This window comes from Pseudomonas sp. LBUM1644 (assembly GCF_059716195.1).
This window is the reverse complement of sequence record NZ_CP166812.1, coordinates 6027340-6053372: the sequence shown is the minus strand read 5'-3', so window position 1 is coordinate 6053372 and position 26033 is coordinate 6027340. Positions and strand designations below refer to the sequence as shown.

Annotated in this window: 21 protein-coding genes and 1 pseudogene; 15 read left to right on the top strand and 7 right to left on the bottom strand. The window is 59.2% G+C overall.

Annotated features, from left to right (window positions below):
- The first annotated feature begins 8 nt into the window (after nt 1-8).
- From ACA052_RS27825 to gcvP, 6 genes are all read left to right on the top strand, one after another.
- Nucleotides 9-1226, top strand: a complete 1218-nt coding sequence (locus tag ACA052_RS27825; protein ID WP_497650410.1) for a 2-octaprenyl-3-methyl-6-methoxy-1,4-benzoquinol hydroxylase — start codon at nt 9-11, stop codon at nt 1224-1226.
- A 218-nt stretch (nt 1227-1444) separates the two neighbouring features.
- Entirely contained in the window at nt 1445-2449 is a 1005-nt protein-coding gene (locus ACA052_RS27820) for an extracellular solute-binding protein (RefSeq protein WP_497647671.1), read from the top strand.
- 138 nt (nt 2450-2587) lie between these two features.
- Nucleotides 2588-4204, top strand: a complete 1617-nt coding sequence (locus ACA052_RS27815) for an ABC transporter permease (protein WP_497647670.1) — start codon at nt 2588-2590, stop codon at nt 4202-4204.
- 156 nt (nt 4205-4360) lie between these two features.
- Nucleotides 4361-5443 (top strand): glycine cleavage system aminomethyltransferase GcvT, encoded by a 1083-nt coding sequence (gene gcvT / locus ACA052_RS27810; protein ID WP_497647669.1) that lies wholly within the window; start codon nt 4361-4363, stop codon nt 5441-5443.
- 50 nt (nt 5444-5493) lie between these two features.
- Nucleotides 5494-5877, top strand: coding sequence for a glycine cleavage system protein GcvH (gene gcvH, locus ACA052_RS27805; RefSeq protein WP_497647668.1), 384 nt, complete (start codon nt 5494-5496; stop codon nt 5875-5877).
- A 218-nt stretch (nt 5878-6095) separates the two neighbouring features.
- Nucleotides 6096-8969 carry an aminomethyl-transferring glycine dehydrogenase gene (gene gcvP, locus ACA052_RS27800; RefSeq protein ID WP_497647667.1) on the top strand — a complete coding sequence of 958 codons (2874 nt, stop codon included), beginning with the start codon at nt 6096-6098 and terminating at the stop codon, nt 8967-8969.
- Nucleotides 8970-9107: 138 nt separating this feature from the next.
- Here the strand turns inward: gcvP and ACA052_RS27795 are convergent, their stop codons facing one another.
- The 5 genes from ACA052_RS27795 to ACA052_RS27775 form a co-directional block, all read right to left on the bottom strand.
- Nucleotides 9108-9425, bottom strand: a complete 318-nt coding sequence (locus ACA052_RS27795) for a DUF2388 domain-containing protein (protein ID WP_497647666.1) — start codon at nt 9423-9425, stop codon at nt 9108-9110.
- 68 nt (nt 9426-9493) lie between these two features.
- The gene (locus ACA052_RS27790) at nt 9494-9943 is read right to left on the bottom strand and encodes an NfeD family protein (RefSeq protein WP_497647665.1); all 450 of its coding nucleotides are present in this window, start codon (nt 9941-9943) and stop codon (nt 9494-9496) included.
- An 8-nt stretch (nt 9944-9951) separates the two neighbouring features.
- Entirely contained in the window at nt 9952-10872 is a 921-nt protein-coding gene (locus ACA052_RS27785; protein ID WP_008150402.1) for an SPFH domain-containing protein, read from the bottom strand.
- A 109-nt stretch (nt 10873-10981) separates the two neighbouring features.
- Complete coding sequence (tfpB, locus tag ACA052_RS27780) at nt 10982-12766, bottom strand: type IV pilus assembly ATPase TfpB (RefSeq protein ID WP_497647664.1); 1785 nt, start codon at nt 12764-12766, stop codon at nt 10982-10984.
- A gap of 90 nt (nt 12767-12856) precedes the next feature.
- The gene (locus ACA052_RS27775) at nt 12857-13195 is read right to left on the bottom strand and encodes an ACT-like domain-containing protein (protein WP_497647663.1); all 339 of its coding nucleotides are present in this window, start codon (nt 13193-13195) and stop codon (nt 12857-12859) included.
- Nucleotides 13196-13322: 127 nt separating this feature from the next.
- Between ACA052_RS27775 and ACA052_RS27770 the strand changes: the two genes are divergently transcribed.
- The gene (locus tag ACA052_RS27770; protein WP_497647662.1) at nt 13323-13793 is read left to right on the top strand and encodes an Lrp/AsnC family transcriptional regulator; all 471 of its coding nucleotides are present in this window, start codon (nt 13323-13325) and stop codon (nt 13791-13793) included.
- An 87-nt stretch (nt 13794-13880) separates the two neighbouring features.
- Here ACA052_RS27770 and ACA052_RS27765 read toward each other — a convergent pair whose 3' ends face one another.
- Complete coding sequence (locus ACA052_RS27765) at nt 13881-15248, bottom strand: CYTH domain-containing protein (protein ID WP_497647661.1); 1368 nt, start codon at nt 15246-15248, stop codon at nt 13881-13883.
- A 157-nt stretch (nt 15249-15405) separates the two neighbouring features.
- Here ACA052_RS27765 and argE point away from each other — a divergent pair, with 157 nt between their 5' ends.
- Nucleotides 15406-16557, top strand: coding sequence for an acetylornithine deacetylase (argE, locus tag ACA052_RS27760; RefSeq protein ID WP_497647660.1), 1152 nt, complete (start codon nt 15406-15408; stop codon nt 16555-16557).
- 244 nt (nt 16558-16801) lie between these two features.
- Entirely contained in the window at nt 16802-18100 is a 1299-nt protein-coding gene (gene argA / locus ACA052_RS27755) for an amino-acid N-acetyltransferase (RefSeq protein WP_497647659.1), read from the top strand.
- Between the two features lie 154 nt (nt 18101-18254).
- On the opposite strand, the pseudogene tauA reads toward argA, so the two are convergent.
- Nucleotides 18255-18353, bottom strand: a pseudogene (gene tauA / locus ACA052_RS27750) (taurine ABC transporter substrate-binding protein); the annotation flags it as partial.
- Between the two features lie 485 nt (nt 18354-18838).
- Between tauA and ACA052_RS27745 the strand changes: the two are divergent.
- From ACA052_RS27745 to ssuD, 6 genes are all read left to right on the top strand, one after another.
- A complete protein-coding gene (locus ACA052_RS27745; protein ID WP_497647658.1) occupies nt 18839-20194 on the top strand; it encodes an OprD family outer membrane porin in 1356 nt (451 codons plus the stop codon).
- 407 nt (nt 20195-20601) lie between these two features.
- Nucleotides 20602-21990 (top strand): OprD family porin, encoded by a 1389-nt coding sequence (locus ACA052_RS27740; RefSeq protein ID WP_497647657.1) that lies wholly within the window; start codon nt 20602-20604, stop codon nt 21988-21990.
- 293 nt (nt 21991-22283) lie between these two features.
- On the top strand, nt 22284-22922 hold the full coding sequence (locus ACA052_RS27735) for a peroxiredoxin (protein ID WP_497647656.1): 639 nt from the start codon (nt 22284-22286) through the stop codon (nt 22920-22922).
- 287 nt (nt 22923-23209) lie between these two features.
- Nucleotides 23210-23803, top strand: a complete 594-nt coding sequence (gene ssuE, locus ACA052_RS27730) for an NADPH-dependent FMN reductase (protein WP_497647655.1) — start codon at nt 23210-23212, stop codon at nt 23801-23803.
- 90 nt (nt 23804-23893) lie between these two features.
- Entirely contained in the window at nt 23894-24859 is a 966-nt protein-coding gene (locus ACA052_RS27725) for a sulfonate ABC transporter substrate-binding protein (RefSeq protein ID WP_497647654.1), read from the top strand.
- A 25-nt stretch (nt 24860-24884) separates the two neighbouring features.
- Nucleotides 24885-26033, top strand: a complete 1149-nt coding sequence (ssuD, locus tag ACA052_RS27720) for an FMNH2-dependent alkanesulfonate monooxygenase (RefSeq protein ID WP_497647653.1) — start codon at nt 24885-24887, stop codon at nt 26031-26033.

Sequence of the window (26033 nt, the reverse complement as noted above, 5' to 3'; positions counted from 1 at the left end):
GCATGGAAATGCGTGCAGATCTGCTGATTGTCGGGGCCGGAATGGTCGGCAGCGCCCTGGCGCTGGCGTTGCAGGACAGCGGGCTGGAAGTCCTGCTGCTGGACGGCAGCCCCATGAGCGTCAAGCCCTTCGATACTCAGGCGACCTTCGAACCGCGGGTGAGTGCCTTGTCGGCTGCCAGCCAACGGATTCTCGAGCGCCTGGGCGTCTGGGATGGCATCGCCAGTCGGCGCAGCAGCCCGTACACCGACATGCACGTCTGGGACGGCAGCGGCACTGGGCAGATCCACTTCTCGGCGGGCAGTGTGCATGCCGAGGTGCTCGGGCATATTGTCGAGAACCGCGTGGTTCAGGACGCCTTGCTCGACCGCTTGCACGACTGCGATCTGGGGATGCTGGCCAATGCGCGACTGGAGCAGATGCGTCGCTCCGGCGATGACTGGCTGCTGACCCTGGCCGATGGCCGAACCTTGCGTGCGCCGCTGGTGATTGCGGCGGATGGTGCCAATTCGGCCGTGCGGCGCCTGACGGGCGTGGCGACTCGGGAGTGGGATTATCTGCACCATGCAATCGTCACCAGTGTGCGCAGTTCAAAACCTCATCAAATGACCGCGTGGCAGCGCTTCACCGATAACGGTCCGCTGGCGTTTCTGCCGCTTACGCGCGACGGTCAGCAGGATTGGTGTTCGATCGTCTGGTCGACCACGCCGAGCGAAGCCGAACGGCTGATGGCGCTGGACGACGCGAATTTTTGTGTTGAATTGGAGCGCGCCTTTGAAGGCCGGCTCGGTGCGGTGCTCAGCGCCGACCCGCGCGTGTGCGTGCCGCTGCGTCAGCGCCACGCGAAACGTTATGTGGCAGAAGGACTGGCGTTGATCGGCGATGCGGCCCACACCATCCACCCGCTGGCCGGGCAGGGTGTGAACCTGGGCTTCCTCGATGCCGCCGTGCTCGCCGAAGTGCTGCTGCAAGCGGTTGAACGGGGCGAGCGTCTGGCGGATGTGAAAGTCCTCAGTCGTTACGAGCGTCGGCGCATGCCACATAACCTTGCGTTGATGGCGGCAATGGAGGGCTTCGAGCGCTTGTTCCAGGCGGATCCGCTGCCGGTGCGCTGGCTGCGTAATGCCGGGTTGAAGATGGTCGAGCAGATGCCTGAGGCCAAGGCGTTGTTCGTGCGTGAAGCGCTGGGGTTGACCGGCGATTTGCCGACACTGGCCAAAGCCTAAGCTAATACCGAGCTGTAGGAGCTGCCGAAGGCTGCGATCTTTTGATCTTGATTTTAGAGCAACATCAAAAGATCGCAGCCTGCGGCAGCTCCTACAGGGCGCGGCAATTTAACCCGTTGTGCAACATCCGGTAACTCCTCCGCGAACTGTTCGATTGAGAAGCTAAATGTGAGTCCTTATCATTTGCCCTCACTTTTTCAAATCGAGAGATCGCTCCCATGTCGGCACCGAAGCGTCTATTGACCGCACTCGCCCTGACCTTGACAGGCATTACCGCCGCCCAGGCCGCCGACGAGGTGGTGGTTTACTCTTCGCGTATCGACGAACTGATCAAACCGGTCTTCGATGCCTACACCGCGAAAACCGGCGTCCAGATCAAGTTCATCACCGACAAGGAAGCGCCGCTGATGCAGCGCATCAAGGCCGAGGGCGAGAACGCCACCGCCGACCTGCTGCTGACGGTCGATGCCGGCAACCTGTGGCAGGCCGAGCAAATGGGCATCCTGCAACCGTTCACCTCGAAAACCATCGACGCCAATATCCCGCTGCAGTACCGCTCGTCCGCCCATGCCTGGACCGGCCTCAGCTTGCGGGCGCGAACGATTGCTTACTCCACCGCTCGGGTGAAGCCGGGCGAGCTGACCACCTATGAAGGTCTGGCCGACAAGAACTGGGAAGGTCGCTTGTGCCTGCGGACGGCGAAGAAGGTCTACAACCAGTCTCTGACCGCCACCATGATCGAAGTGCATGGCGCCGACAAAACCGAGCAGATCCTCAAGGGCTGGGTGAGTAACCTGTCAACCGACGTGTTCTCCGACGATATCGCGGTGTTGGAAGCGATCAACGCCGGGCAATGCGACGTCGGCATCGTCAATACCTACTACTACGGCCGGCTGCACAAGCAGAAGCCTGATCTGGGGGTGAAGCTGTTCTGGCCGAACCAGGGTGACCGTGGCGTGCACGTCAACCTGTCGGGCATCGGCCTGACCAAACATGCGCCGCACCCGGAAGCAGCCAAGGCGCTGGTCGAGTGGATGACCACGCCTGAGGCGCAGAAGATCTTCGCTGATGTGAACCAGGAATTCCCGGCCAACCCGGCGGTTCAACCTTCTGCTGAAGTGGCGAGCTGGGGCAAGTTTGTCGCCGATACCTTGCCAGTGGAAATTGCCGGCAAGCGTCAGGCCGAAGCGATCCGCATGATGGATCGGGCTGGCTGGAACTGATTCTTCTCGTTTAAAGATCAAAAGATCGCAGCCTGCGGCAGCTCCTACAGGGGGATTGTGAACACTCTGTAGGAGCTGCCGCAGGCTGCGATCTTTTTGCGTTTTCCCTACACTTCAAGATTTCGCGAGAGCTTTGCCTTGGCCCACCCCGCCCAACGTCGCTGGTATCCCCTGGTCTTCGCCATCGCTGCGCTGGTCCTGCTGCCCCTCAGCGTCCTGCTGCTCTCGTGGCAAACCATCGATCATCAAATCTGGTCCCACCTCTGGGACACCCAGATGCCGCGTCTGCTGGGCAACACCCTGACCCTGGTGCTGGGCGTCGGTGTCGGCGTCACACTGTTGGGGGTCAGCCTCGCCTGGCTCACCAGCCTCTGCGAATTCCCGGGTCGGCGTTGGCTGGACTGGGCGTTGATGCTGCCGTTCGCCATTCCGGCCTACGTGTTGGCCTTTGTTTTCGTCGGCCTGCTGGATTTCGCAGGTCCCGTGCAAACACTGCTGCGTGACTGGTTCGGCACGGGCCTGCGATTTCCGCGAGTGCGTTCCACCGGCGGGGTCATCCTGGTCCTGGTGCTGGTCTTTTATCCCTACGTTTACCTGTTGGCGCGCACCGCGTTCCTGGCTCAGGGCAAAGGCCTGATGGAAGCGGCGCGAGTCCTGGGGCAATCCCCATGGCAGGCGTTTTGGCGCGTCGCCTTGCCCATGGCTCGACCAGCCATCGGCGCGGGCGTGGCGTTGGCACTGATGGAAACCCTGGCGGACTTCGGTGCGGTGTCGGTGTTCAACTTCGACACGTTCACCACGGCCATCTATAAAACCTGGTACGGGTTCTTCAGCCTCTCCACCGCCGCGCAACTGGCCAGCCTGTTGCTGCTGGTGGTGATGCTGGTGTTGTACGGCGAGCGCCGCGCTCGCGGGGCCAACAGAGCGGGCAACGAACGCCCGCGGGTCAAGGCGCTGTATCACCTGCGTGGCTTCAAGGCGCTGGCGGCGATGAGTTGGTGCGGTCTGGTGTTCGCCTGCGCCTTCGTCATTCCGATGCTGCAACTGATGGTGTGGTTCTGGCAGCGCGGGCGTTTCGATCTGGATGAGCGTTACGCCGGGCTGATCGTCCATACCTTGTACCTGGGCGGCATGGCTGCGCTGATCACCGTCGGCGTCGCGCTGGTATTGGCGTTTGCCCGACGCCTGGCGCCGACCCGGGCCATCCGTGCCGGGGTCAGTCTGGCCAATTTGGGCTACGCATTGCCCGGCTCGGTGCTGGCGGTGTCGATCATGCTGGCGTTCAGTTACCTGGATCGCGAATGGGTGGTTCCGCTGTCGGGCTGGCTCGGGGGCGCCGGCAAGCCGTTACTGCTGGGTAGCCTGTCGGCATTGTTGCTGGCCTATCTGGTGCGTTTCATTGCGGTCGCTTATGGGCCGCTGGAAAGCAGCCTGGCGCGAATACGGCCATCTTTGCCCGAAGCGGCACGTAGCCTTGGGGTCAGTGGGCCACGACTGTTTTTCAAAGTGTATCTGCCGTTATTGCTGCCCGGCACGCTGAGCGCTGCGTTGCTGGTGTTCGTCGACGTGCTCAAGGAAATGCCTGCGACCCTGCTGATGCGCCCGTTTGGCTGGGACACGCTGGCGGTGCGCATCTTTGAAATGACCAGTGAAGGTGAATGGGCGAGGGCTTCGCTGCCGGCCCTGACCCTGGTTTTGGTCGGGCTGTTACCGGTCATCGGATTGATTCGACGTTCGGCGCATCGAAACGCCTAGGTGTCAGTCCTACACCTTGAGGCTACAATGCGCGGCATTCGGTGCGGTCCGTCCTACAGACCCGGTAGCTGAAATCGGCTGAAAGCCTTCTATTACAGGGCTTTCACCCCGTGCAGCACCTGCCCGCACCTTCGCCACGCCCGGAAGGAGAAACCCATGGGACAGCGTACGCCTCTGTATGACCTTCATCTCGCACTCGGCGCGAAGATGGTCGATTTTGGCGGTTGGGATATGCCTCTGCATTACGGCTCGCAGGTCGAGGAACACCATCAGGTGCGCCGCGATTGCGGGGTTTTCGATGTATCCCACATGACCGTGATCGATGTCGGTGGCCCTCAGGCCAAAGCCTGGCTTCAGCATTTGCTGGCCAATGACGTCGAACGCCTGCATAGCTCCGGCCGTGCCTTGTACAGCACCATGCTCAACGAGCACGGCGGCATCGTCGACGACATGATCGTCTACCGTCTTGACGACGGCTATCGCCTGGTGGTCAATGCCTCCACCCGTAATCAGGACTTGGCATGGATGCAGGCGCACCTGGGCGGCTTCGATGTGCAACTCAACGAGCGTTCAGAGTTGGCGATGCTGGCCATTCAGGGCCCACATGCCCGGCATAAAATCTCCGAACTGGTGACCCAGTCCCGTGGCAATCTGATCCAGCTGCTCAAGCCATTCGAAGGCCAGCCCGACGGTGACTGGTTCATCGCGCGCACCGGCTATACCGGCGAAGACGGCCTGGAAATCATCCTCCCCGCCGATCAGGCACCAGGTTTCTTCAACGATCTGGTGGGGGCGGGGATCTCGCCGATTGGCCTTGGTGCGCGAGATACCCTGCGTGTCGAAGCCGGCATGAACCTCTACGGTCAGGACATCCATCAAGACGTTTCACCGCTGGCGTCCAATATGGCCTGGAGCATTGCCTGGGAACCGGCCACTCGTCAGTTCATTGGCCGCACCGCGCTGGAGTCCGAGCGGGACGGTGGCATACAACACAAATTGGTGGGTCTGGTCCTTGAGGAGCGAGGGGTTTTGCGCGCTCATCAAGTGGTCCGCATCGCCAATGTTGGCGAAGGGGAGATCACCAGTGGTAGTTTCTCTCCTACGCTTAGCAAGTCGATTGCACTGGCGCGCGTGCCGATGGCGACTGCCGACCGCGCAGAAGTGGAAATCCGTGGCAAGTGGTACCCGGTCCGAGTGGTCAAACCGACCTTCGTACGCCATGGCAAAACCTTGATCTAACCTTTTCTGGCGGGCAACGACCGCTGACAATTTTCTTGAGGACACAGAACATGAGCGATATCCCTGCCGACCTGCGTTTTGCCGAAAGTCACGAATGGGCCCGTCTGGAAGCCGATGGCACCGTCACCGTGGGCATCAGCGACCACGCGCAGGAAGCGCTGGGTGATGTGGTGTTCGTCGAGCTGACCGAAGTCGGAAAAGTCTTCGCTGCCGGTGATCAATCCGGTGTAGTGGAGTCGGTCAAGGCGGCATCCGACATTTATTCCCCGGTATCCGGTGAAGTGATTGCGATCAATGAAGACCTGGGCGGTTCGCCTGAAGCGCTCAACACCGATCCGTACGGCGCCTGGATCTTCAAGCTCAAGCCAAGCAACACCGCTGAGCTGGACAAGCTGCTCGATGCGGCGGGTTATAAGGCTGCTATCGGCGAGTAAGCGTTTAGCGTTTCCCCAAAGCCCCGACTTGTCGGGGCTTTTTTCTTGGGTGAAACAAAGTCAAAAGATCGCAGCCTGCGGCAGCTCCTACAGGGACTATGTGTAGGAGCTGCCGAAGGCTGCGATCTTTTGATCTTCAAGGACTCCCCAATATCGGCTGCTATGCTGGTTTGACCGTGTTGCATCGACGCAGAGCGCCAGTCAAGAGAGAGCCCGTCATGTCCCAGTTGCCGTCCCTGAGCCAGTTACGCGACCCCAATGCCTTTCTTCGCCGCCACCTCGGGCCCGATGCCGCCGAGCAGCAGGCAATGCTCGACAGCCTTGGCCTCGGCAGCCGGGTCGAGCTGATCGAGCAGACGGTGCCGCCGGGAATCCGCCTGAACAGGGCGCTTGATCTGCCGCCCGCCCTCGACGAAGTCGCCGCGCTGGCCAAACTCAGGGGCTACGCCGAGCAGAATCAGGTCTGGACCAGCCTGATCGGCATGGGTTATCACGGCACCCTCACGCCGACCGTCATTCTGCGCAATGTGCTGGAAAATCCCGGTTGGTACACGGCGTACACGCCGTATCAGCCCGAAATAGCTCAAGGCCGATTGGAAGCGCTGCTGAATTTCCAGCAATTGACCATCGACCTGACCGGTCTGGAGCTGGCCAACGCCTCGCTGCTGGATGAAGCCACGGCGGCAGCGGAAGCCATGGCCTTGGCCAAGCGCGTCGCGAAGTCGAAGAGCAATCTGTTTTTTGTTGATAAGAACTGCCATCCCCAGACCATTTCCGTGGTGCAGACCCGGGCTGAAGGATTCGGTTTCGAACTGATCGTCGACGCTGTGGATAACTTGAAACAGCACCAGGTGTTTGGCGCGCTGCTGCAATACCCCGACACCCACGGCGAAGTTCACGATCTGCGGCCGTTGATCGATCACCTGCACGCCCAGCAGGCGCTGGCGTGTGTGGCAACCGATCTACTGAGTTTGCTGTTGCTGACCCCGCCGGGAGAGTTGGGTGCCGACGTGGTGTTCGGCTCGTCCCAGCGCTTTGGCGTACCGATGGGCTACGGCGGCCCTCATGCGGCATTTTTTGCCAGTCGTGATGAATACAAACGGGCGATTCCCGGACGGATCATCGGCGTCTCCAAAGACGCTCGCAGCAACACCGCGTTGCGCATGGCTCTACAAACCCGCGAGCAGCACATCCGTCGGGAGAAGGCCAACTCGAACATCTGCACCGCCCAAGTGCTGCTGGCCAACATCGCCAGTTTCTACGCGGTCTATCACGGCCCGGAAGGGCTCAAACAGATTGCACAGCGCGTGCATCGACTGACCTGCATCCTCGCAGCGGGCCTGGAACGCCACGGCATCACCCGCGTGAACAAACACTTTTTCGACACGCTGACGCTCGAGGTCGGTGGCACCCAGACGGCGATCATAGAAAGCGCCAAGTCCGCCCAGATCAATTTGCGCATACTCGGGCGCGGTCAGCTGGGCCTGAGCCTGGATGAAACCTGCGATGAAACCACCGTGGCGAAGTTGTTCGATGTGTTTCTCGGCAGCGATCACGGGCTCAACGTCGACCAGCTGGACGCTGAAAACCTGGCCTCCGGGATTCCTGACGGACTGCTGCGAACCACGCCTTATCTGCGTCATCCGGTATTCAGCGCCCATCACAGCGAAACCGAGATGCTGCGTTACCTCAAGCAACTGGAAAACAAGGATCTGGCGCTTAACCAGTCAATGATTCCGCTGGGCTCCTGCACCATGAAGCTCAACGCCACCAGCGAAATGATCCCGATCACCTGGCCTCAGTTCGCCAACCTGCACCCGTTTGTGCCGAAAGAGCAGGCCGTCGGGTATTCACTGATGATTGAGGAGCTGGAGCGCTGGCTCTGCGCGATTACCGGTTTCGATGCGATCTGCATGCAACCCAACTCTGGCGCCCAAGGCGAGTACGCCGGGTTGCTGGCGATCCGTAAATATCACGAAAGCCGCCATCAGGGTGCCCGGGATATCTGCCTGATTCCGTCCTCGGCCCACGGTACCAACCCGGCTTCGGCGCAAATGGCCGGCATGCGCGTAGTCATCGTCGAGTGCGACGAGGCGGGCAACGTCGATCTGGATGACCTGAAAGGCAAAGCCGCCGAGGCCGCAGACAAACTCGCCTGCCTGATGGCGACGTATCCATCGACCCACGGCGTCTATGAGGAAGGCATCAGTGAAATCTGTGAAGTTATTCACAGCCACGGTGGCCAGGTGTACATGGATGGCGCCAACCTCAATGCGCAAGTCGGGCTGGCGCGGCCGGCAGACATTGGTGCCGACGTCTCGCACATGAATTTGCACAAGACCTTCTGCATTCCCCATGGCGGCGGCGGGCCGGGCATGGGGCCGATTGGTGTGCGGGCGCATCTGGCGCCGTTCGTGGCCAATCACCCGGTGGTTCCGATCGACGGGCCCCTGGCGGAAAATGGCGCCGTCAGCGCGGCACCCTGGGGCAGCGCGAGTATTCTGCCGATCAGCTGGATGTACATCGCCATGATGGGGCCGCAACTGGCGGACGCCAGCGAAGTGGCGATCCTCGCCGCGAATTACCTGGCGCAACATTTGTCCGGCGCGTTCCCGGTGCTCTACACCGGGCGCAACGAACGGGTGGCTCATGAATGTATCCTTGACCTGCGACCGCTGAAGGCGCTGACCGGGATCAGCGAAGAAGACGTCGCCAAGCGCTTGATGGATTACGGTTTCCATGCGCCGACCATGTCGTTTCCCGTGCCGGGCACCTTGATGGTCGAGCCGACCGAGAGTGAATCGAAAGCGGAGCTGGACCGTTTTATCGGGGCGATGCTGAGCATCCGCGCGGAAATCACCGAAGTGCAGAACGGCACCTGGCCGGCCGAAGACAATCCGTTGAAACGCTCGCCGCACACCTTGGCCGACATTACCGGGGTTTGGGAGCGGCCTTACAGTATCGAGCAGGCGGTAACACCGGATGCTCATACCAAGGCGCATAAGTATTGGCCGGCGGTGAATCGCGTCGATAACGTCTACGGCGACCGGAATCTGTTTTGCGCGTGTGTGCCGGTGGATGATTACCGCTGAAGATCAAAAGATCGCAGCCTGCGGCAGCTCCTACAGGTGGACGCCAATCATTGTAGGCGCTGCCGAAGGCTGCGATCTTTGCTTTTCAACGGACAAAAAAAGCCGCTCATGTGAGCGGCATTTCTATAACGACAACGCTTACTCGGAGGCAACGGCATTCTTCGCCAAAATGGCATTCGCCAGTTCCATGTCCGTGGCCTGCAGGCCCGGGTTGTCGGCGCGGACCTTCTGCATGGCGGCTTCCAGGTACGGGCCGCGGATGCCGCCGTCACTGGCAACAAAACTGCCTGCATCGTCCTGGGCGGCAAGGATCAGCTTGTGATCCTTGAAGGTCAGGTAGGTCGAGCCGGTGGTGGCACCGGACGAGATGACGTTACGCCAAAAGCTATCGGCCATCGCCGAACCGACTGGAAGGGACAACAGGGCGATGGTAGCGACAGCAAGTTTGAAACGCATGATGGGTGACTCCACAGGGTTAACTACGGCCTTTGATTGCCAATCCCCCAGTCGAGTTCCATCACGGCTCATTGCGCCGGTTCGACCAGCAAAATAGCGCCTTGCTGCCCGATCACCCGCACACGGCTGCCGGTTGCAGTGTCCGGCCCTCGTGCCATCCACACGCCATCGGCCACCTTTATCTTGCCGCGACCGTCGACAATCGCTTCATGAACCACGAACGTTTTACCGATCAGTTCCTGGCCGCGCAGATTGAGGTTTGGCTGGTCACTTTCCCGCACCGCACTGCGCTGGCGTCTCCACCAATACAAGGCAGTGGCGATCGAGAGCAGGCCGAACAGCAGGAACTGCACTTCCCAGGACATGCCCGGTATGAGGAAGGTCAGCACGCCAACGGCAGCGGCGGCCATGCCGATCCAAAGCAGATAGCCACCGGCGCCGAACACTTCGAGAATCAGCAGCACAGTGCCCAGCGCCAGCCAGTCCCAGAACGATAGATGCTGCAGGAATGCCCACATAACGTGCCTCAGGCTTTCTTGTTGTCGAAGGTGGCCTTGACGATTTCGCCAATGCCGCCGACGGCGCCGATCATCGAGCTGGCCTCGAGCGGCATCAAGATCACTTTGCTGTTGTTGGCCGACGCCAGCTTGCCCAAGGCATCGATGTATTTTTGTGCAACGAAGTAGTTCACGGCTTGCACGTTGCCACCGGCGATGGCTTCGGACACCACTTTGGTCGCCTGGGCTTCAGCTTCGGCCTGCCGTTCGCGGGCTTCGGCTTCGAGGAACGCGGCCTGACGCCCGCCTTCGGCCTCCAGAATCTGCGCCTGCTTCTTGCCTTCGGCGGTCAGGATCGCCGCCGCTCGCAGGCCTTCGGCTTCAAGGATTTGCGCGCGCTTGATCCGCTCGGCTTTCATCTGCCCCGACATCGCGGCCATCAAGTCAGCCGGAGGGCTGATGTCCTTGATCTCGATCCGGGTGATCTTGATGCCCCAAGGCGCCGTGGCTTCGTCGACGGTGCGCAGCAGTTTTTCGTTGATCCCGTCACGCTGGCTGAGCATCGCGTCCAGTTCCATCGATCCGAGCACGGTACGGATGTTGGTTTGCAGCAGGTTGCGGATAGCGTGCTCGAGGTTGTTCACCTCGTAGGCCGCTTGCGCAGTGTTGACCACCTGGAAGAAACACACGGCGTCGATCTGCACCGTGGCGTTGTCAGCGGTGATGACTTCCTGCGGCGGAATGTCCAGCACGCTTTCCATTACGTTGATCTTGCGACCGATGCGGTCCATGACCGGAATGATGATGTTCAAGCCAGGCTTGAGTGTGTTGGTGTAGCGGCCGAAACGCTCGACCGTCCACTGGTAGCCCTGAGGTACAACCTTGAAGCCCATGAACAGAATGGCGACCACGAGGCCGACAAAAAGTAAAAGCACGCTACCGATCTGCATAACGATTCCCTGTTGATCAATGAAGTTGCGATCGCGGGAGTGTAGCGGCGTGGGTCAGGGATAAGAACTGTTCAGTCAGCTCCTGCATCATCAGGAGACACAAAAGGATTCATTTCTGCTCGCTCTGCGGCGTGACCCGCAACACCTCCTCGATGGTTGTCACGCCTGCCGCGACTTTCTGCGCGCCCGACAGTCGCAAACTGCGCATGCCTTCCTTGAACGCCTGGCGTCGGATCGCCAGCAAATCGGTATCGGGATTGATCAGCGCCTTGAGGCCGTCAGTCAGCTGCATGATTTCGTACACCCCGGCGCGCCCGCGGTAGCCGGTGTCGCGGCATTCCGGGCAACCAATGGCGCGCTGGGCGTTGGTCGGCAGTGGCGCCTGCCAGGGTTTGGTCAGGGTTTGCCAGTCTTCTTCTCCCAGGGTCAGCGGCGCCTTGCAATGCGGGCACAAGGTGCGGACCAGGCGTTGCGCCATGACGCCGAGGACCGTGGCTTTGATCAGGTAATGCGGCACCCCGAGTTCCAGCAGACGACTGATCGCGCTCGGCGCATCGTTGGTGTGCAGCGTCGAGAGCACCAAGTGGCCGGTGAGTGCCGCCTGAATGGCCATTTCTGCGGTTTCGAGGTCGCGGATCTCGCCGATCATGATGATGTCCGGATCCTGCCGCATCAGCGCGCGTACACCAGCGGCGAACGTCAGGTCGATATTGTGCTGGACCTGCATCTGGTTGAACGCCGGCTCGACCATCTCGATGGGGTCTTCGATGGTGCAGAGATTGACCTCCGGTGTCGCCAGTTTCTTGAGCGTGGTGTAGAGCGTGGTGGTCTTGCCCGACCCCGTGGGACCAGTGACCAGGATGATGCCGTTTGGCTGGCGCGTCATGTCTTGCCAGCGGCGCAGGTCATCGGTGGAGAAGCCCAACTGATCGAAATCCTTGAGCAGCACTTCCGGATCGAAGATCCGCATGACCATTTTTTCGCCGAAGGCTGTCGGCAATGTCGATAGCCGTAATTCGACTTCGCCGCCGTCCGGGGTCTTGGTCTTCACCCGGCCGTCCTGGGGTTTGCGTTTCTCCGCGACATTCATCCGTCCCAGGCTTTTCAGGCGGCTGACAATGGCCATGGTCACTTGCGGCGGAAATTGATAGACGTTGTGCAACACGCCATCGATGCGAAAGCGCACGGTGCCTTGCTCGCGTCGGGGTTCGATGTGGATGTCGCTGGCGCGTTGCTGGAACGCATACTGGAACAGCCAGTCGACAATGTTGACGATGTGCGCGTCGTTGGCGTCGGGCTCCTGGTCGCTGGCGCCGAGGTTGAGCAGCTGTTCGAAGTTGCCCAGGGTGTTCATCTGTTGATCGGCGTTGTTCGCGCCGGTGACCGATTTGGCCAGGCGGAAGAACTCCACGCTGAAGCGCTGGATGTCGACCGGGTTGGCCACCACGCGCTTGATCGGCAATTTCAACACGTGGGTCAGGTCGGCTTCCCAGCCAATGACGTAAGGCTGGGCACTGGCCACGGTGACCGCATCGCGGTCGATGGAGACCGCGAGAATCTTGTGGCGTTGGGCGAAGGCGTAGGACATCAACGGGGTAATGGCCGCGACGTTGATTTTCAGCGGATCGATGCGCAAGTACGGCTGGCCGGCCTGCTGCGACAGCCACAGGGTCAGGCTTTCCAGGTCGAGGTGTTTGCCGGGACGGCTGAGGTCGTCCAGGTGTTGGCTGGCGATGAACTCCAGCGGGTGCATCTGGCCATTGGCGGCGTGTCGGCGTCGGGCATTGAGCGCGTGTTCGGCCGAGTCCTGGCTGATAAAGCCTTGGGCGACCAACTCACGCAGCAAATCATTGAGATCCAGCCAGCGGTCCTGAATGGCAAGTTGAACGGACATGCGGGCTCCTCATGAACAACAGTTCGCAAAGGATAGTCGCGGACCCGCAGACCGTTGGGCCACTACCCGACGAAGCCGTGTCGAGTTTTTTCAGCCCGCCGCTTGTGCCGGTTCAACCCACGCCGAATCAGCGGCTTGCAGCTCGACCGAGCAGACGCTGATCAGGTTACGTAATTTTTCCGCAATGAGGTGGGCGCGGTGCCAACTGAGGCCATCGATGACGACGTCGACCGACAGCAGATCGTCCATGCGCTGCACGTTGACCTGTTGCGGCGTCAGGCACTGCAGCGCGAACAGGTTAAGTGCCCGGCACAGCAGATCCGGTTCGGCCTCGGCGAGCAATTGATAGTGGACGCAGCAGTGAGCGTTGCTGGCGTTCCAGACATCGGCGCGGGTGGGTGGGGTGTGGACGGCTTCTAAATGCGGCATGGTTCGGTCTCCAAAATCACTGGAGGAATTTTTACATTCGACGTGGGGCATTTCTTATCTAAGATGGGGCGTATTAACGGTTTATCGAATAGTTTAATTCACTAAAGCATCAATTAAGGGTAGTTCTATGCACAGCGAGCTGGATGGTTACGACCGCAAGATTCTCGCGTTGCTGCAAGAGGACGCTTCGCTTTCCAGCGCGCAAATCGCCGAGCAGGTGGGGTTGTCGCAGTCGCCGTGCTGGCGGCGCATTCAGCGGATGAAGGAGGAGGGGATCATTCGCGGTCAGGTCACGCTGCTTGACCGGAAGAAAATCGGGCTGAATACGCAGATTTTTGCCGAGGTTAAACTTAACGCCCACGGGCGTTCGAACTTCACCGAGTTCACCGAGGCCATTCGCGGTTTTCCCGAAGTGCTGGAGTGTTATGTGCTGATGGGGTCGGTGGATTTCTTGCTGCGGATCGTCACGGCGGACATCGAAGCGTATGAGCGTTTTTTCTTCGAGAAGCTGTCGATGGTGCCGGGGATTCAGGAGGTGAACTCGATTGTGGCGTTGTCCGAAATCAAGTCCACGACCAGTTTGCCGGTGTTGCTTTGAAGCAAAAGATCGCAGCCTGCGGCAGCTCCTACAGAGGTATGCGTTCCCCTGTAGGAGCTGCCGAAGGCTGCGATCTTTTTTGCGGTTTTACATACGCAGCAGCATTTTCCAGGCGCGATTCTGATACACCGCAATCGCCTGCTGCTTACGCGCATCCAGCGATTCATCGGTGATCGGCTCGTTAGCCAGTTGTGCCAATTGCTTCAGCTCGCCGTACAGGCGATCCATCTCCGGGATATCCAGCACGTTGCGGGCGTGGTGCAGCCAGGCCTGGATGCGCTCGATACGTGGCAGTTGCTCGGCCAGGTCTTCCGGCTGTTGCTGGTAACGCTGCAATTGCAACGAGTTGGCTTCTTCGCCCAGCAGGCGCGGTAACCAGCTGCCCAACTGCGCCGCGCCCTGGCGATTGCCGCGGACATTGCGCTCGGCAGCCCAGGTGCGGGCCAGCAACCAGCGCGAAGTGGTCAACGAGAACAGGCCCCAGCGCGGGTCTTCGAGTTCTTCGAGGAACTGCTCCGGCGCGGCTTTACGCACGTCTTCGTCCTCGACACCGGCTTGTACCAGTGGACGCCAGTCTTCAAGCAAGGCATCCAGTGCGAGGCGCAAATCGTGCGTCGACTGGCGCGGTGCGGCTTGGCCGAGGCTGCTCAGCAGTGCGCGCAGTTCAGCCAGGTTTTCGACCCAGTCCAGCAACAGGCGCCAGTGACCGTTGAAGCGATACTGCTCGGCCAGACGCTGACTGCTGCCCAGCAAGTGCCAGCTCAGGGCGGCGAACGCGTCGTCCAGCGGAGTCTCGGCGGTGATCTGCGGCGCCGGCAGGCTCAGCGAGTAGCTATTGGCGTCGTACAAACGATAGCCGCGCTCGGCCTTGCTGATGTCACAGGGCATCAGGGGCAGGGTCGCGGCCAGCTCGGCGGCCAGTTCCAACAGTGCGGCCGGATCGCCTTCGCGCAGCTCCAGCTCCAGCTCGCAGATTTCTTCTTTCTGTTTGCCAACGATCACGTGACCGAGGTCCAGTGCGGCTTCAATCACCACTTTGGTCTTGCCACGACCCCAGGCGATTTCGGCGTATTCACGCACAAAATCGGTGGTGAAAATCCCTTTCAGGGTTTTCTTGTCCAGATCGGCCAGTTGCTCCGGCCAGCATTCGCCATCCAGTTTTTTCACGTCGAGCTTGGCTTTGGGCAGGTCCCAGTTGAACTCGTTACGTTCGGACAGGCCGGCAATGCTCTGGCCGCGGGTCTTGAGGGTTTGAATCACGTGTTCGCCATCGCGGCGCAGGCGCAGGGCAACCTTGGCGCGGGCCAGGTCGCGCTCAGGCGTGTCGAAGTATTGATTCATCAACTCACGGCGTTCCCAGCCACTTTTGTTGCGTTTTTTCAGGAGCGGGTGCTCGCGCAGGGCAGCGAGGGTTTCGCGGCTGACGCGGAGTTTGATTTCGGTTTCTTTCTGCATGGCCGGAAAATCCAGGATCGGGAGCGCAGCCGGGGGGAATGTGTGGCTGCCAAGGTCGTGCAGTGTACAGGACTCATTGATCCTACGCGCCGCGACGGTTTATTCCTGTAACTGGATGGTTCTATGATGGACTTCAATTCGGGAGTTGGAGTCAGCGATGCCTTTGCCGTCCATGAAAGATCAGTTCGCTGCGCTGATCGCTACGCCGTCCGTCAGTTGCACCCAAGCCAGCCTCGATCAAACCAATCGCCCGGTGATCGACTTGCTGGCGACGTGGCTCGGTGACCTGGGTTTTGCCTGCGATATTCAGCAGGTCAGCCCCGGCAAATTCAACTTGCTGGCCAGTTTCGGTTCCGGCCCTGGTGGCCTGGTGCTGGCTGGTCATAGCGACACCGTGCCGTTCGATGGTGCGCTGTGGCAGACCGATCCGTTGAAACTTACCGAAGTCGACGGCCGCTGGGTTGGCTTGGGCAGTTGCGACATGAAGGGCTTTTTCGCCTTGGCCATCGAGGCGGTCAAACCCTTGCTCGACCAACCGTTCAAGCAACCGCTGCTGATTCTTGCCACCTGCGATGAAGAGAGCTCCATGTCCGGCGCTCGTGCCTTGGCCGCGGCCGGCCGTCCGCTTGGGCGTGCGGCGGTGATTGGCGAGCCGACCGGGCTCAAGCCGATCCGCATGCACAAAGGCATCATGATGGAGCGCATCGACATCCTCGGGCAGAGCGGCCACTCTTCGGATCCGCGCCTTGGCCACAGCGCCCTCGAAGCGATGCACGATGCCATCGGCGAACTGCGCGGCCTGCGCCTGCTGTGGCAGCGTGAATTCCGTAATCCGCAGTTCGGCGTGCCGACGCCAACCATGAACTTCGGCTGCATACATGGCGGCGACAACCCCAACCGCATCTGCGGCCAGTGTTCGCTGGAGTTCGATTTGCGGCCATTGCCGGGCATGGACCCGAAGGCCCTGCGCGCCGCGATTTTGCAGAAGCTCAATCCAATCGCCGAACGGCACCAGGTGAAAATCGACTACGCGCCGCTGTTCCCCGAAGTGCCGCCGTTCGAGCAGGCCGAAGACTCGGAATTGGTCCGAATCGCCGAAAAGCTGACCGGCCATCAGGCCGAAGCAGTGGCGTTCGGCACCGAAGCGCCTTATCTTCAGCGCCTTGGCTGCGAAACGCTGGTGCTTGGCCCGGGCGATATTGCCTGCGCCCATCAACCGGGGGAATACCTCGAAATGTCACGTTTGCAGCCTACGGTGCATCTATTACGTCAACTGATCGAACATTACTGCCTGACACCGGCCGGTTGAACGCCAACCTTGTAGGAGCTGCCGAAGGCTGCGATCTTTTGATCTTGCTTTTTATAAGATCAAGATCAAAAGATCGCAGCCTGCGGCAGCTCCTACACGGGGTGCGTAAATTGGAAGTGTCCCAACCCGTATTCATGAGGAGAGCGCGCGTGTCGCCAAGCCTGTTCCGACGATAACCATCAGCCCGCTGTGCGTTTTCAGTTTCGCCCATTTTTTGGCTGCTATTTATTACAGGCCCAGGTTCATGCCCGAATACGTTAATTGGCTTCGTCACGCTTCGCCCTACATCAACGCCCACCGCGATTGCACTTTTGTCGTCATGTTGCCCGGCGACGGCGTGGAACATCCGAACTTCGGCAATATCGTCCACGACCTGGTGCTGCTGCATAGCCTGGGTGTGCGACTGGTGCTGGTTCATGGTTCGCGTCCGCAAATCGAAACCCGCCTCGCCGCGCGCGGCCTGACCCCGCATTATCACCACGGCATGCGCATCACGGATGCCGCGACCCTTGAGTGTGTGATCGATGCGGTCGGCCAATTGCGCATCGCCATTGAGGCACGGCTGTCGATGGACATGGCCTCGTCGCCGATGCAGGGCTCGCGTCTGCGGGTGGCCGGCGGCAATCTGGTGACTGCACGGCCCATCGGCGTGCTCGAAGGCGTCGACTATCACCACACCGGCGAAGTGCGCCGGGTCGACCGCAAGGGCATCAACCGCCTGCTGGACGAGCGCTCCATCGTGCTGCTGTCACCCTTGGGCTATTCGCCGACTGGCGAAATTTTCAACCTGGCGTGCGAAGACGTCGCCACGCGCGCAGCGATTGATCTGGGTGCGGACAAACTGCTGCTGTTCGGTGCCGACCTAGGCTTGATCGACGAAAATGGTCGTCTGGTTCGCGAACTGCGCCCGCAACAAGTGCCGGCGCATCTGCAACGTCTTGGCAGTAACTATCAGGCTGAACTGCTGGATGCCGCCGCTGAAGCCTGCCGTGGCGGTGTGGCGCGCAGCCATATTGTCAGTTATGTCGAAGACGGTGCGCTGCTGACCGAACTCTTCACCCGCGATGGCGGCGGTACGCTGGTGGCGCAGGAACAATTCGAGGTCGTGCGCGAAGCGGCCATCGAAGACGTCGGCGGGTTGCTGGACCTGATCAGCCCGTTGGAAGAGCAGGGGATTCTGGTGCGTCGTTCCCGCGAGGTACTGGAGCGTGAGATCGAGCAGTTCAGCGTGGTTGAACGCGAAGGCATGATCATCGCTTGCGCGGCGCTGTATCAGATTGCCGATTCGGATGCCGGGGAGTTGGCGTGTCTGGCGGTGAACCCCGAGTATCGCCATGGCGGTCGTGGCGATGAACTGCTGGAACGGATCGAAACCCGTGCGCGTGCTCAAGGGTTGAAAACCTTGTTCGTCCTCACCACCCGGACCGCTCACTGGTTCCGTGAGCGCGGGTTTGTACCGAGCAGCGTGGACCGGCTGCCGTCGGCGCGGGCGTCGCTTTACAACTATCAGCGTAATTCGAAAATCTTCGAAAAAACCCTCTGATCTGTTGATCGTTCCCACGCTCGTGGGAATGATCATCAACCCCTCTGACCCTGTTGCCCCTGTAGGAGCTGCCGCAGGCTGCGATCTTTTGACTTGGCTTTTTTGAGATCAAAAGATCGCAGCCTGCGGCAGCTCCTACAGGGCGACTGTGTTAATCCTGCACGTATTTCGCTGTCTCCCCAATCGCCTTGGCCGTACCGCCGTCCAGTAGTGCGGTGGTCTGTTGCGCCTTTGAGTCCGGAAAGGCGGAACCGCAATCGGCCAATCCCGGTTTGATAACCCCACAGTGAGGTTCGCTGCGTGGGCGAATTAAGAAAATACGAGCGATACACAAACTGTAACAAATGGGCTGGATAGTGCGCGTTTGGTCGTCCTGGCTGCGCCGTTCGGTAAAGGAAATGTTGCCGAATTGCGTCAACGCTAATGACTCTAAAAAAAAGCTAATAAATACTGTTTAGGAATTAGCTTATGCGTTGGCCGCTCTATTCCGGGCTAATGATTGGGGTGAGCTTTATTCCTAAAAGGTATGAAAAAAGAATCTAGGCATTCTTTTTTAGGTTTATGACGAACTCATGAACCCGCAAGGACCAAAAAACCGGGGATTAGACTATGGTCGTAGACACACATAGTTACGATTGACTTGTGGGTCACGGTCTGGCGCTAATCGCGCATCTTAGGATTCGAGGCATTTGACCTCGAACCAGGAACACAAGAATTAGAAACGAGAGGAGCGAAACAATGAACAAGTCCACCTTGGCTTTGGCCGTGGCTGTAGGGGTATTGGCGCAGCAGGCAGGCGCCGCCGGTTTCATCGAAGACAGCAAGGCTTCCGTTAGTTCGCGTACCTATTATTTCGACGCAGATAACCGTGAAAATGCTGCCGGCACCACTAACAGTACTCCTTCAAACAGACAGCGCGAGACCGCTGAAGGTCTGAAGTTCGATTATCAGTCGGGCTTCACCCAAGGTACCGTTGGTTTTGGTATCGACGCCCAGGCATTGGTCGGTATCCATCTGGACGGCGGCAAAGGCCATCACCCGGACAACAACTCCTTCAACCCTAGCGATAGCGATGGTTCGGCAGAGAGTTCGTGGAGCCGTGCAGCAGGCAACGTCAAGGCACGCTTCTCGAAGACAGAGGCCCACCTGGGCGGCGCTCTGATGCCGAACATGCCGATCCTGATTGCGAACGACAGTCGCGTGCTGCCACAAACCTTTGAAGGTGGCACCATCACCTCGAAGGAAATCGACAACGTCACCTTCAACGTCGGTCAACTCGAGCACGCGACGGGTCGCGCCTCCTCCAACAGCACTGGCCTGGCGGTGAATGGCGGTACTCAGGACAGCAACCAGTTCCGTTACGCCGGCGCTGACTGGAAGGTCACCAAAGACCTGATGCTGCAGTACTACTACGCGAACCTGGAAGACTACTACAAGCAGAACTTCCTCGGTCTGGTGCATGTTTTCCCGATCGCCCCGAACCAGTCGTTCAAGACTGATCTGCGTTATTTCGACAGCAGTTCCGACGGTAAGAACGGCGATGTCGGCTACCGCTTCAACAACAACGGTGGCTACGCCAAGCACCTGGGCGAGGTTGATAACAAAACCTGGAGCTCTACCTTCACCTATACCCTGGGTGGTAGCGCATTCCTGCTCGGGCACCAGCGTGTCAGCGATGACGGCGGCTTTGTTTTCTTGAACCAGGGTAGCGTTGTCGATGGCAACGGTCGCAACGAAGGCGCCGGCGGCGCCAGCTTCTACTCGTTTACCGATGCCACAGTTGGCAGCTTCATCCGTGCCGGTGAAAACACCACGTACGGCCAGTACTCCTATGACTTCGCCTCGCTGGGCGTACCCGGTCTGAAAGCTTCGATTGCTTACCTGAGTGGTCAAGACATCAAAGCTACCAACGGTACTGGTAAAGACCTGAGCGAGCATGAGACCGACGCACGTATCGATTACGTGATTCAAACGGGTGTGCTGAAAGGGTTTGGTACAACTCTGCGTCACGGTACTTATCGTGGCGACGGCACCAGCCTTGTTGATCAGGACCAGACCCGTCTGATCTTCAACTACACCTACAGCTTCATGTAATAGCTTCAAGATTAAGCCTCGCCGACTGGCGAGGCTTTTTTTCGTCTTTTTTTTAATATTCCTAAAAAAGCTAACCTAGTTATTTTTTATTCTTTTTAGCTTTTTCGTTAACCGCCTAAAGTGAGCCCGTCCGGCACTCACCGAGCGCCTTGGACTTGGCATTTTCGCCTCTCGACATTCAATCAGGTTAAGGAATCGGGTTGTCAGCCGATACCCCGGATCTGCGCTGAGCAGGTATATTCCTGAATGGCATGAAAAACAAATCAGTAATTCTATTTGGGTTTATAGCCAGGTATCCTGCGACCGCCAAAAGGCCGGTTTAAACAGTCTGGCGTGAAAATGTGCGATTTAGGATCCCAGGGCATTCGATCCGGGACCAAGAATTAGAAACGATAGGAGCGAAACAAATGAACAAGTCCACCTTGGCCCTGGCTGTGGCCGTAGGGGTTTTGGCGCAGCAAGCAAGCGCCGCCGGTTTCATTGAAGACAGCAAGGCCACCCTCGGGCTGCGGAACTTCTACATCAACACTGACAACCGTGACGGCGCTACCAAAGCTGCTGGTGCCCAGAACAAGAACGAAGAATGGGGCCAAGGCTTCGACCTGCGCTTCATCTCCGGCTACACCCAAGGTACTGTCGGCTTCGGTATCGACGCTATCGGCCTGTTGGGCGTGCGTCTGGACACTGGCGGCGGCACCAACGGCGCGACCGCCACTTCTTACGGCGGCACTGTCTTCCCAAGCAAATCCAACGGCGAAGCGGTTGATAACTTCTCTAGCCTGGGTCTGACTGCCAAAGCCAAGATCTCCCAGACCGAACTGAAGCTGGGTACCCTGCAGCCAAAGAACCCGGTCATCGTAACCAACGACGGGCGTCTGCTGCCGCAAACTTGGCAAGGTGGCCAGATCACTTCCGGCGAGATCAAGGACCTGACTCTGGTCGGTGGTCAGATCGAAGCGGTTAAAGGTCGTAATTCCAGCAACAATGAGCAACTGTCGATCGCTGGCGCTAACGCGCACACCGCTGCCGGTCGCGACAGCAACAAGTTCATCTATGCCGGTGGTGACTACAAAATCACTAAAGACCTGACTGCCCAGTACTACTACGGCAACCTGGAAGACTTCTACAAGCAACACTTCCTGGGTCTGGTACACAACTGGTCCATCGGTCCAGGCGTGTTGAAATCTGACTTCCGTTACTTCAACAGCCGCGATGATGGCGCCAACGGCCACAATTCCTCTTACTTCACCACCGGTGATTACGGTACTAACAATGCCGGTGCAATCATCACCAAAGGTAAAGTCGACAACAACCTGTACAGCGGACTGTTCCTGTACACCGTTGCCGGTCACACCTTTGGTGGCGGTTATCAGGTCAGCAATGGTGACAGCGATTTCCCTTGGTTGAACCAGGGTGACGGTTCGTCGAACTACACCATCACCGACATGCAAATCCAGAAGTTCGGCCGCGCTGGCGAGCGTACCTGGCAAGCTCGCTACTCGTATGACTTCGCCAAGGTTGGCCTGCCAGGCGCAACCGCTGGCATCGTTTACCTGCGCGGCGACGATATCGACACTGCGGGCAAAGTGGGTGATACCACCCCACAGAAAACCGTCAATGGAACCGGCCGCTCCGAGTGGGAACGCGACCTGACCGTGGCTTACGTAGTGCAATCAGGCCCGCTGAAGAACTTCGGCGTGATGTGGAAAAACGCTATGTGGCGCAACGACATCCCGGGTCAACGCGACCAGGATGAAAACCGCCTGATCCTCAGCTACTCGATCCCGCTGTTGTAATAGCGCTCGCGTCACTGAAGCAAAAAAAGCCCCGCCCGGCATCACGCCGGACGGGGCTTTTGCGTTTCAAGTCAGGCTCACCCCCGTAAACCCTCCTTGAAATTCCCCTTTTTTGCAGCAACTCAAGGCCTTCTCGAACCTTGTGGGCGATGTTCGTCTCGATGCTTGTCGAGGTCCAGTGAACAGATCTTTAATATTCGCTTATGATCTAAATAAATCGATATTTATTCTTTTTAATTCATAAAAAACACAGGCACTGTTGAGCTCAACAAGCACTCACAAGGAGCAGCACCATGAGCCTCAGACTCGGCGACATCGCCCCCGATTTCGAACAGGATTCCAGCGTTGGTATCCTTCGTTTCCATGAATGGCTGGGCGACAGCTGGGGCGTGTTGTTCTCTCATCCGGCGGACTTCACGCCGGTGTGCACCACCGAACTCGGCTTCACCGCAAAGCTCAAGGATGACTTCGCCAAACGCGGCGTAAAGGCCATCGCCCTGTCGGTAGACCCGGTGGACTCGCACCACAAATGGATCGAGGACATCAACGAAACCCAAGCGACCACCGTCAACTTCCCGATCCTCGCCGATGCTGACCGCAAGGTGTCGGACCTCTACGACCTGATCCATCCAAACGCCAACGACACCCTGACCGTGCGCTCGCTGTTCGTGATCGACCCGAACAAAAAGGTTCGGTTGACCATCACTTACCCGGCGAGTACGGGCCGTAACTTCAATGAAATTCTGCGTGTTATCGACTCGCTGCAGCTCACCGACAACTACAAAGTGGCCACTCCGGCCAACTGGCAGGACGGTGATGAAGTGGTGATCGTGCCGTCGCTCAAGGACGAAGACGAAATCAACAAACGCTTTCCCAAGGGTTATCGCGCGGTGAAGCCGTACCTGCGCCTGACGCCACAACCGAATCGTTAAAGATCAAAAGATCGCAGCCTGCGGCAGCTCCTACAGGTCGAACACATGTAGGAGCTGCCGCAGGCTGCGATCTTTTGATCCTCCTAAAGGCATCCACAAAGCAGGGGATTTCAGGCCGTTTTTACGGCCTGTTTTTTTGCTTGGGGAAAGCTGATTTGTATAGCTCTACAAGGAATAACCAAATGAATAAATATGATTTATGGATATAACAATCACCTGTTAAGGTCACTGCATCGAAGCGAGATCGCAAGCCGCGAATCGCTCACACCCTTCAAGGAATCGTCTGAATGCTGGTCGTCTCACTCGGTGGCAGTCCCAGCCAGCGTTCCCGTTCAGGGGTGCTGTTGGACCGCTCCCAACGCTGGTTACAAGAGCAAGGTGTGGAAGTGGTGAGTTACCAGGTACGGGACTTCCCGGCCGAAGACTTGCTGCACGCACGCTTCGACAGCCCCAAGGTGATCGACTTGCTGCAACAAATTGAAAACGCCGACGGTTTGGTGATCGCGACCCCGGTTTACAAAGCGTCGTTCTCCGGCGCGCTGAAAACCGTACTGGACCTGCTGCCCGAGCGCGCCCTGGCGCACAAGGTGGTTTTGCCAATGGCCACCGGCGGCAGCATCGCCCACATGCTGGCGGTGGATTACGCGCTCAAACCGGTGCTGTCGGCGTTGAAAGCCCAGGAAATGCTCCACGGGATTTTCGCCGTGGACAGCCAGATCGCCTACGGCGAAGGCAGCGCCCAGGCGCAGTTGGCACCGGAGCTGGAGCAACGACTGAATGAATCGCTGGAGCTGTTTTTCAGCGCCATGGCCCGACGGCCCAAGCCGCTTGATCCGAACCTGTTGAACGAACGTTTGTTGAGTGCTCGCTGGAGCATTTAAGCCCCACCCAAAAATTGAAGTACTGGCCTTACTCGCCCGCTAACGGGCAAGCAGGTGCAGCCAAAACCCAACTGCAAATAGGAGAGCGCCATGCGCCCTGTCATTTTGCGTCGTGGTCTGGTCGCTCTGTTTGTTGCGGCTGTCACCTTCGGCGCCATTACTCAAGCTCAAGCCGAGACGCTTCGGATCGGTTATCAAAAATACGGCACCCTGGTGCTGCTCAAAGCCAAAGGCACGCTGGAAAAACGCCTCGCCGCCCAAGGCGTGGACGTGCAATGGACTGAATTCCCCGGTGGCCCGCAACTGCTCGAAGGCCTGAACGTCGGCTCCATCGACTTCGGCGTGACCGGCGAAACCCCACCCGTATTTGCTCAAGCAGCCGGCGCCGATCTGCTCTACGTCGCCTATGAACCGCCAGCGCCTCACAGCGAAGCGATCCTGGTGCCGAAGGACTCGGCGATCAAATCGGTGCAGGACCTCAAGGGCAAGAAAGTCGTCCTGAACAAAGGCTCCAACGTTCACTACCTGTTGGTCCGTGCGCTAGAAGACGCCGGCCTCAAATACACCGACATCCAGACTGTATTCCTGCCGCCTGCCGATGCCCGCGCCGCGTTCGAACGTGGCAGCGTCGACGCTTGGGTGATCTGGGACCCGTACCAGGCCGCCGCCGAACAGCAACTGCAAGCGCGCACCCTTCGTGATGGCCAAGGCATCGTCGACAATCATCAGTTCTACCTGGCGACCAAGCCGTACGCAGAGAAAAATCCTGAGGTCATCAAGACCCTCGTGGAAGAAGTGCGCGCGGTCGGCGAGTGGTCCAAGGCCAACCCAGAGGACGTGACCAAACAGGTGTCGCCACTGCTCGGCTTGCCGACGGACATCACCCTGACCTCGGTGAAACGCCAGGGCTATGGCGCGTTGTTCCTGACCCCGGAAGTGGTCGCCGCGCAACAGAAAATCGCCGACAGCTTCTATCAGCTCAAGCTGATTCCCAAGCCCTTGAGCATTAAAGACGTGATCTGGACGCCACCGGCCGCCGTTGCCAAAGCACAGTAATTCGATTCCCTAAGGAGACCACTCCATGAGCCTCAATATCTTCTGGTTCCTGCCTACCCACGGCGACGGCCATTACCTTGGCACCGCCGAAGGCGCTCGCGCCGTCGACCACGGTTACCTGCAACAAGTCGCGCAAGCGGCGGATCGCCTGGGCTTCGGTGGGGTGCTGATTCCCACCGGCCGCTCCTGCGAAGATTCGTGGCTGGTGGCGGCGTCGCTGATCCCGGTGACCCAGCGTTTGAAATTCCTCGTCGCCCTGCGCCCCGGGATCATTTCCCCGACGGTGGCTGCGCGTCAGGCGGCGACGCTGGATCGTTTGTCCGGCGGCCGTGCGCTGTTCAACCTGGTGACGGGCGGTGATCCGGAAGAATTGGCCGGCGACGGTTTGTTCCTGACCCACGAAGAGCGCTATCAGGCTTCGGTGGAATTCACCCGCATCTGGCGCCGCGTGCTGGAAGGCGAAACCGTCGATTACGACGGTCAGCACATCAGCGTCAAAGGCGCGAAATTGCTCTATCCGCCGATCCAGCAACCGCGTCCGCCGCTGTACTTCGGCGGTTCTTCGGAAGCGGCTCAGGACCTGGCGGCAGAGCAGGTGGAAATGGTTCTGACCTGGGGCGAGCCGCCGGCAGCCGTTGCCGAAAAAATCGAACAGGTGCGGGCCAAAGCCGCGAAGCTCGGTCGTACCGTGCGCTTCGGCATTCGCCTGCATGTGATCGTTCGCGAAACCAATGATGAAGCCTGGCAAGCGGCGGAACGGCTGATCTCGCATCTGGATGACGAAACCATTGCCCGTGCCCAGGCGTCCCTGGCGCGTTTCGACTCCGTCGGTCAGCAACGGATGGCCGCGCTGCATGGTGGCAGCCGTGACAACCTGGAAGTCAGCCCCAACCTGTGGGCCGGCGTCGGCCTGGTGCGTGGCGGTGCCGGCACAGCGCTGGTCGGCGACGGTCCGACCGTGGCCGCACGAGTGAAGGAATACGCGGACCTGGGGATCGACACGTTCATCTTCTCCGGTTATCCACACTTGGAAGAGTCCTATCGAGTGGCTGAATTGCTGTTTCCGCACCTCGATATCGAGCGACCCGAGCTGCCGAAAAGCGCCGGTTTCGTCAGCCCGTTCGGTGAGATGGTCGCCAACGACATCCTTCCGAAAGCCGCGTCCCAAAGCTGA

Coding starts and splice junctions, on each gene's coding strand:
- ACA052_RS27825 (WP_497650410.1), top strand. CDS start 9: ATGCGTGCAGATCTGCTGATTGTCGGGGCCGGAATGGTCGGCAGCGCC.
- ACA052_RS27820 (WP_497647671.1), top strand. CDS start 1,445: ATGTCGGCACCGAAGCGTCTATTGACCGCACTCGCCCTGACCTTGACA.
- gcvT (WP_497647669.1), top strand. CDS start 4,361: ATGGGACAGCGTACGCCTCTGTATGACCTTCATCTCGCACTCGGCGCG.
- gcvH (WP_497647668.1), top strand. CDS start 5,494: ATGAGCGATATCCCTGCCGACCTGCGTTTTGCCGAAAGTCACGAATGG.
- gcvP (WP_497647667.1), top strand. CDS start 6,096: ATGTCCCAGTTGCCGTCCCTGAGCCAGTTACGCGACCCCAATGCCTTT.
- ACA052_RS27795 (WP_497647666.1), bottom strand. CDS start 9,425: ATGCGTTTCAAACTTGCTGTCGCTACCATCGCCCTGTTGTCCCTTCCA.
- ACA052_RS27790 (WP_497647665.1), bottom strand. CDS start 9,943: ATGTGGGCATTCCTGCAGCATCTATCGTTCTGGGACTGGCTGGCGCTG.
- ACA052_RS27785 (WP_008150402.1), bottom strand. CDS start 10,872: ATGCAGATCGGTAGCGTGCTTTTACTTTTTGTCGGCCTCGTGGTCGCC.
- tfpB (WP_497647664.1), bottom strand. CDS start 12,766: ATGTCCGTTCAACTTGCCATTCAGGACCGCTGGCTGGATCTCAATGAT.
- ACA052_RS27775 (WP_497647663.1), bottom strand. CDS start 13,195: ATGCCGCATTTAGAAGCCGTCCACACCCCACCCACCCGCGCCGATGTC.
- ACA052_RS27770 (WP_497647662.1), top strand. CDS start 13,323: ATGCACAGCGAGCTGGATGGTTACGACCGCAAGATTCTCGCGTTGCTG.
- ACA052_RS27765 (WP_497647661.1), bottom strand. CDS start 15,248: ATGCAGAAAGAAACCGAAATCAAACTCCGCGTCAGCCGCGAAACCCTC.
- argE (WP_497647660.1), top strand. CDS start 15,406: ATGCCTTTGCCGTCCATGAAAGATCAGTTCGCTGCGCTGATCGCTACG.
- argA (WP_497647659.1), top strand. CDS start 16,802: ATGCCCGAATACGTTAATTGGCTTCGTCACGCTTCGCCCTACATCAAC.
- ACA052_RS27745 (WP_497647658.1), top strand. CDS start 18,839: ATGAACAAGTCCACCTTGGCTTTGGCCGTGGCTGTAGGGGTATTGGCG.
- ACA052_RS27740 (WP_497647657.1), top strand. CDS start 20,602: ATGAACAAGTCCACCTTGGCCCTGGCTGTGGCCGTAGGGGTTTTGGCG.
- ACA052_RS27735 (WP_497647656.1), top strand. CDS start 22,284: ATGAGCCTCAGACTCGGCGACATCGCCCCCGATTTCGAACAGGATTCC.
- ssuE (WP_497647655.1), top strand. CDS start 23,210: ATGCTGGTCGTCTCACTCGGTGGCAGTCCCAGCCAGCGTTCCCGTTCA.
- ACA052_RS27725 (WP_497647654.1), top strand. CDS start 23,894: ATGCGCCCTGTCATTTTGCGTCGTGGTCTGGTCGCTCTGTTTGTTGCG.
- ssuD (WP_497647653.1), top strand. CDS start 24,885: ATGAGCCTCAATATCTTCTGGTTCCTGCCTACCCACGGCGACGGCCAT.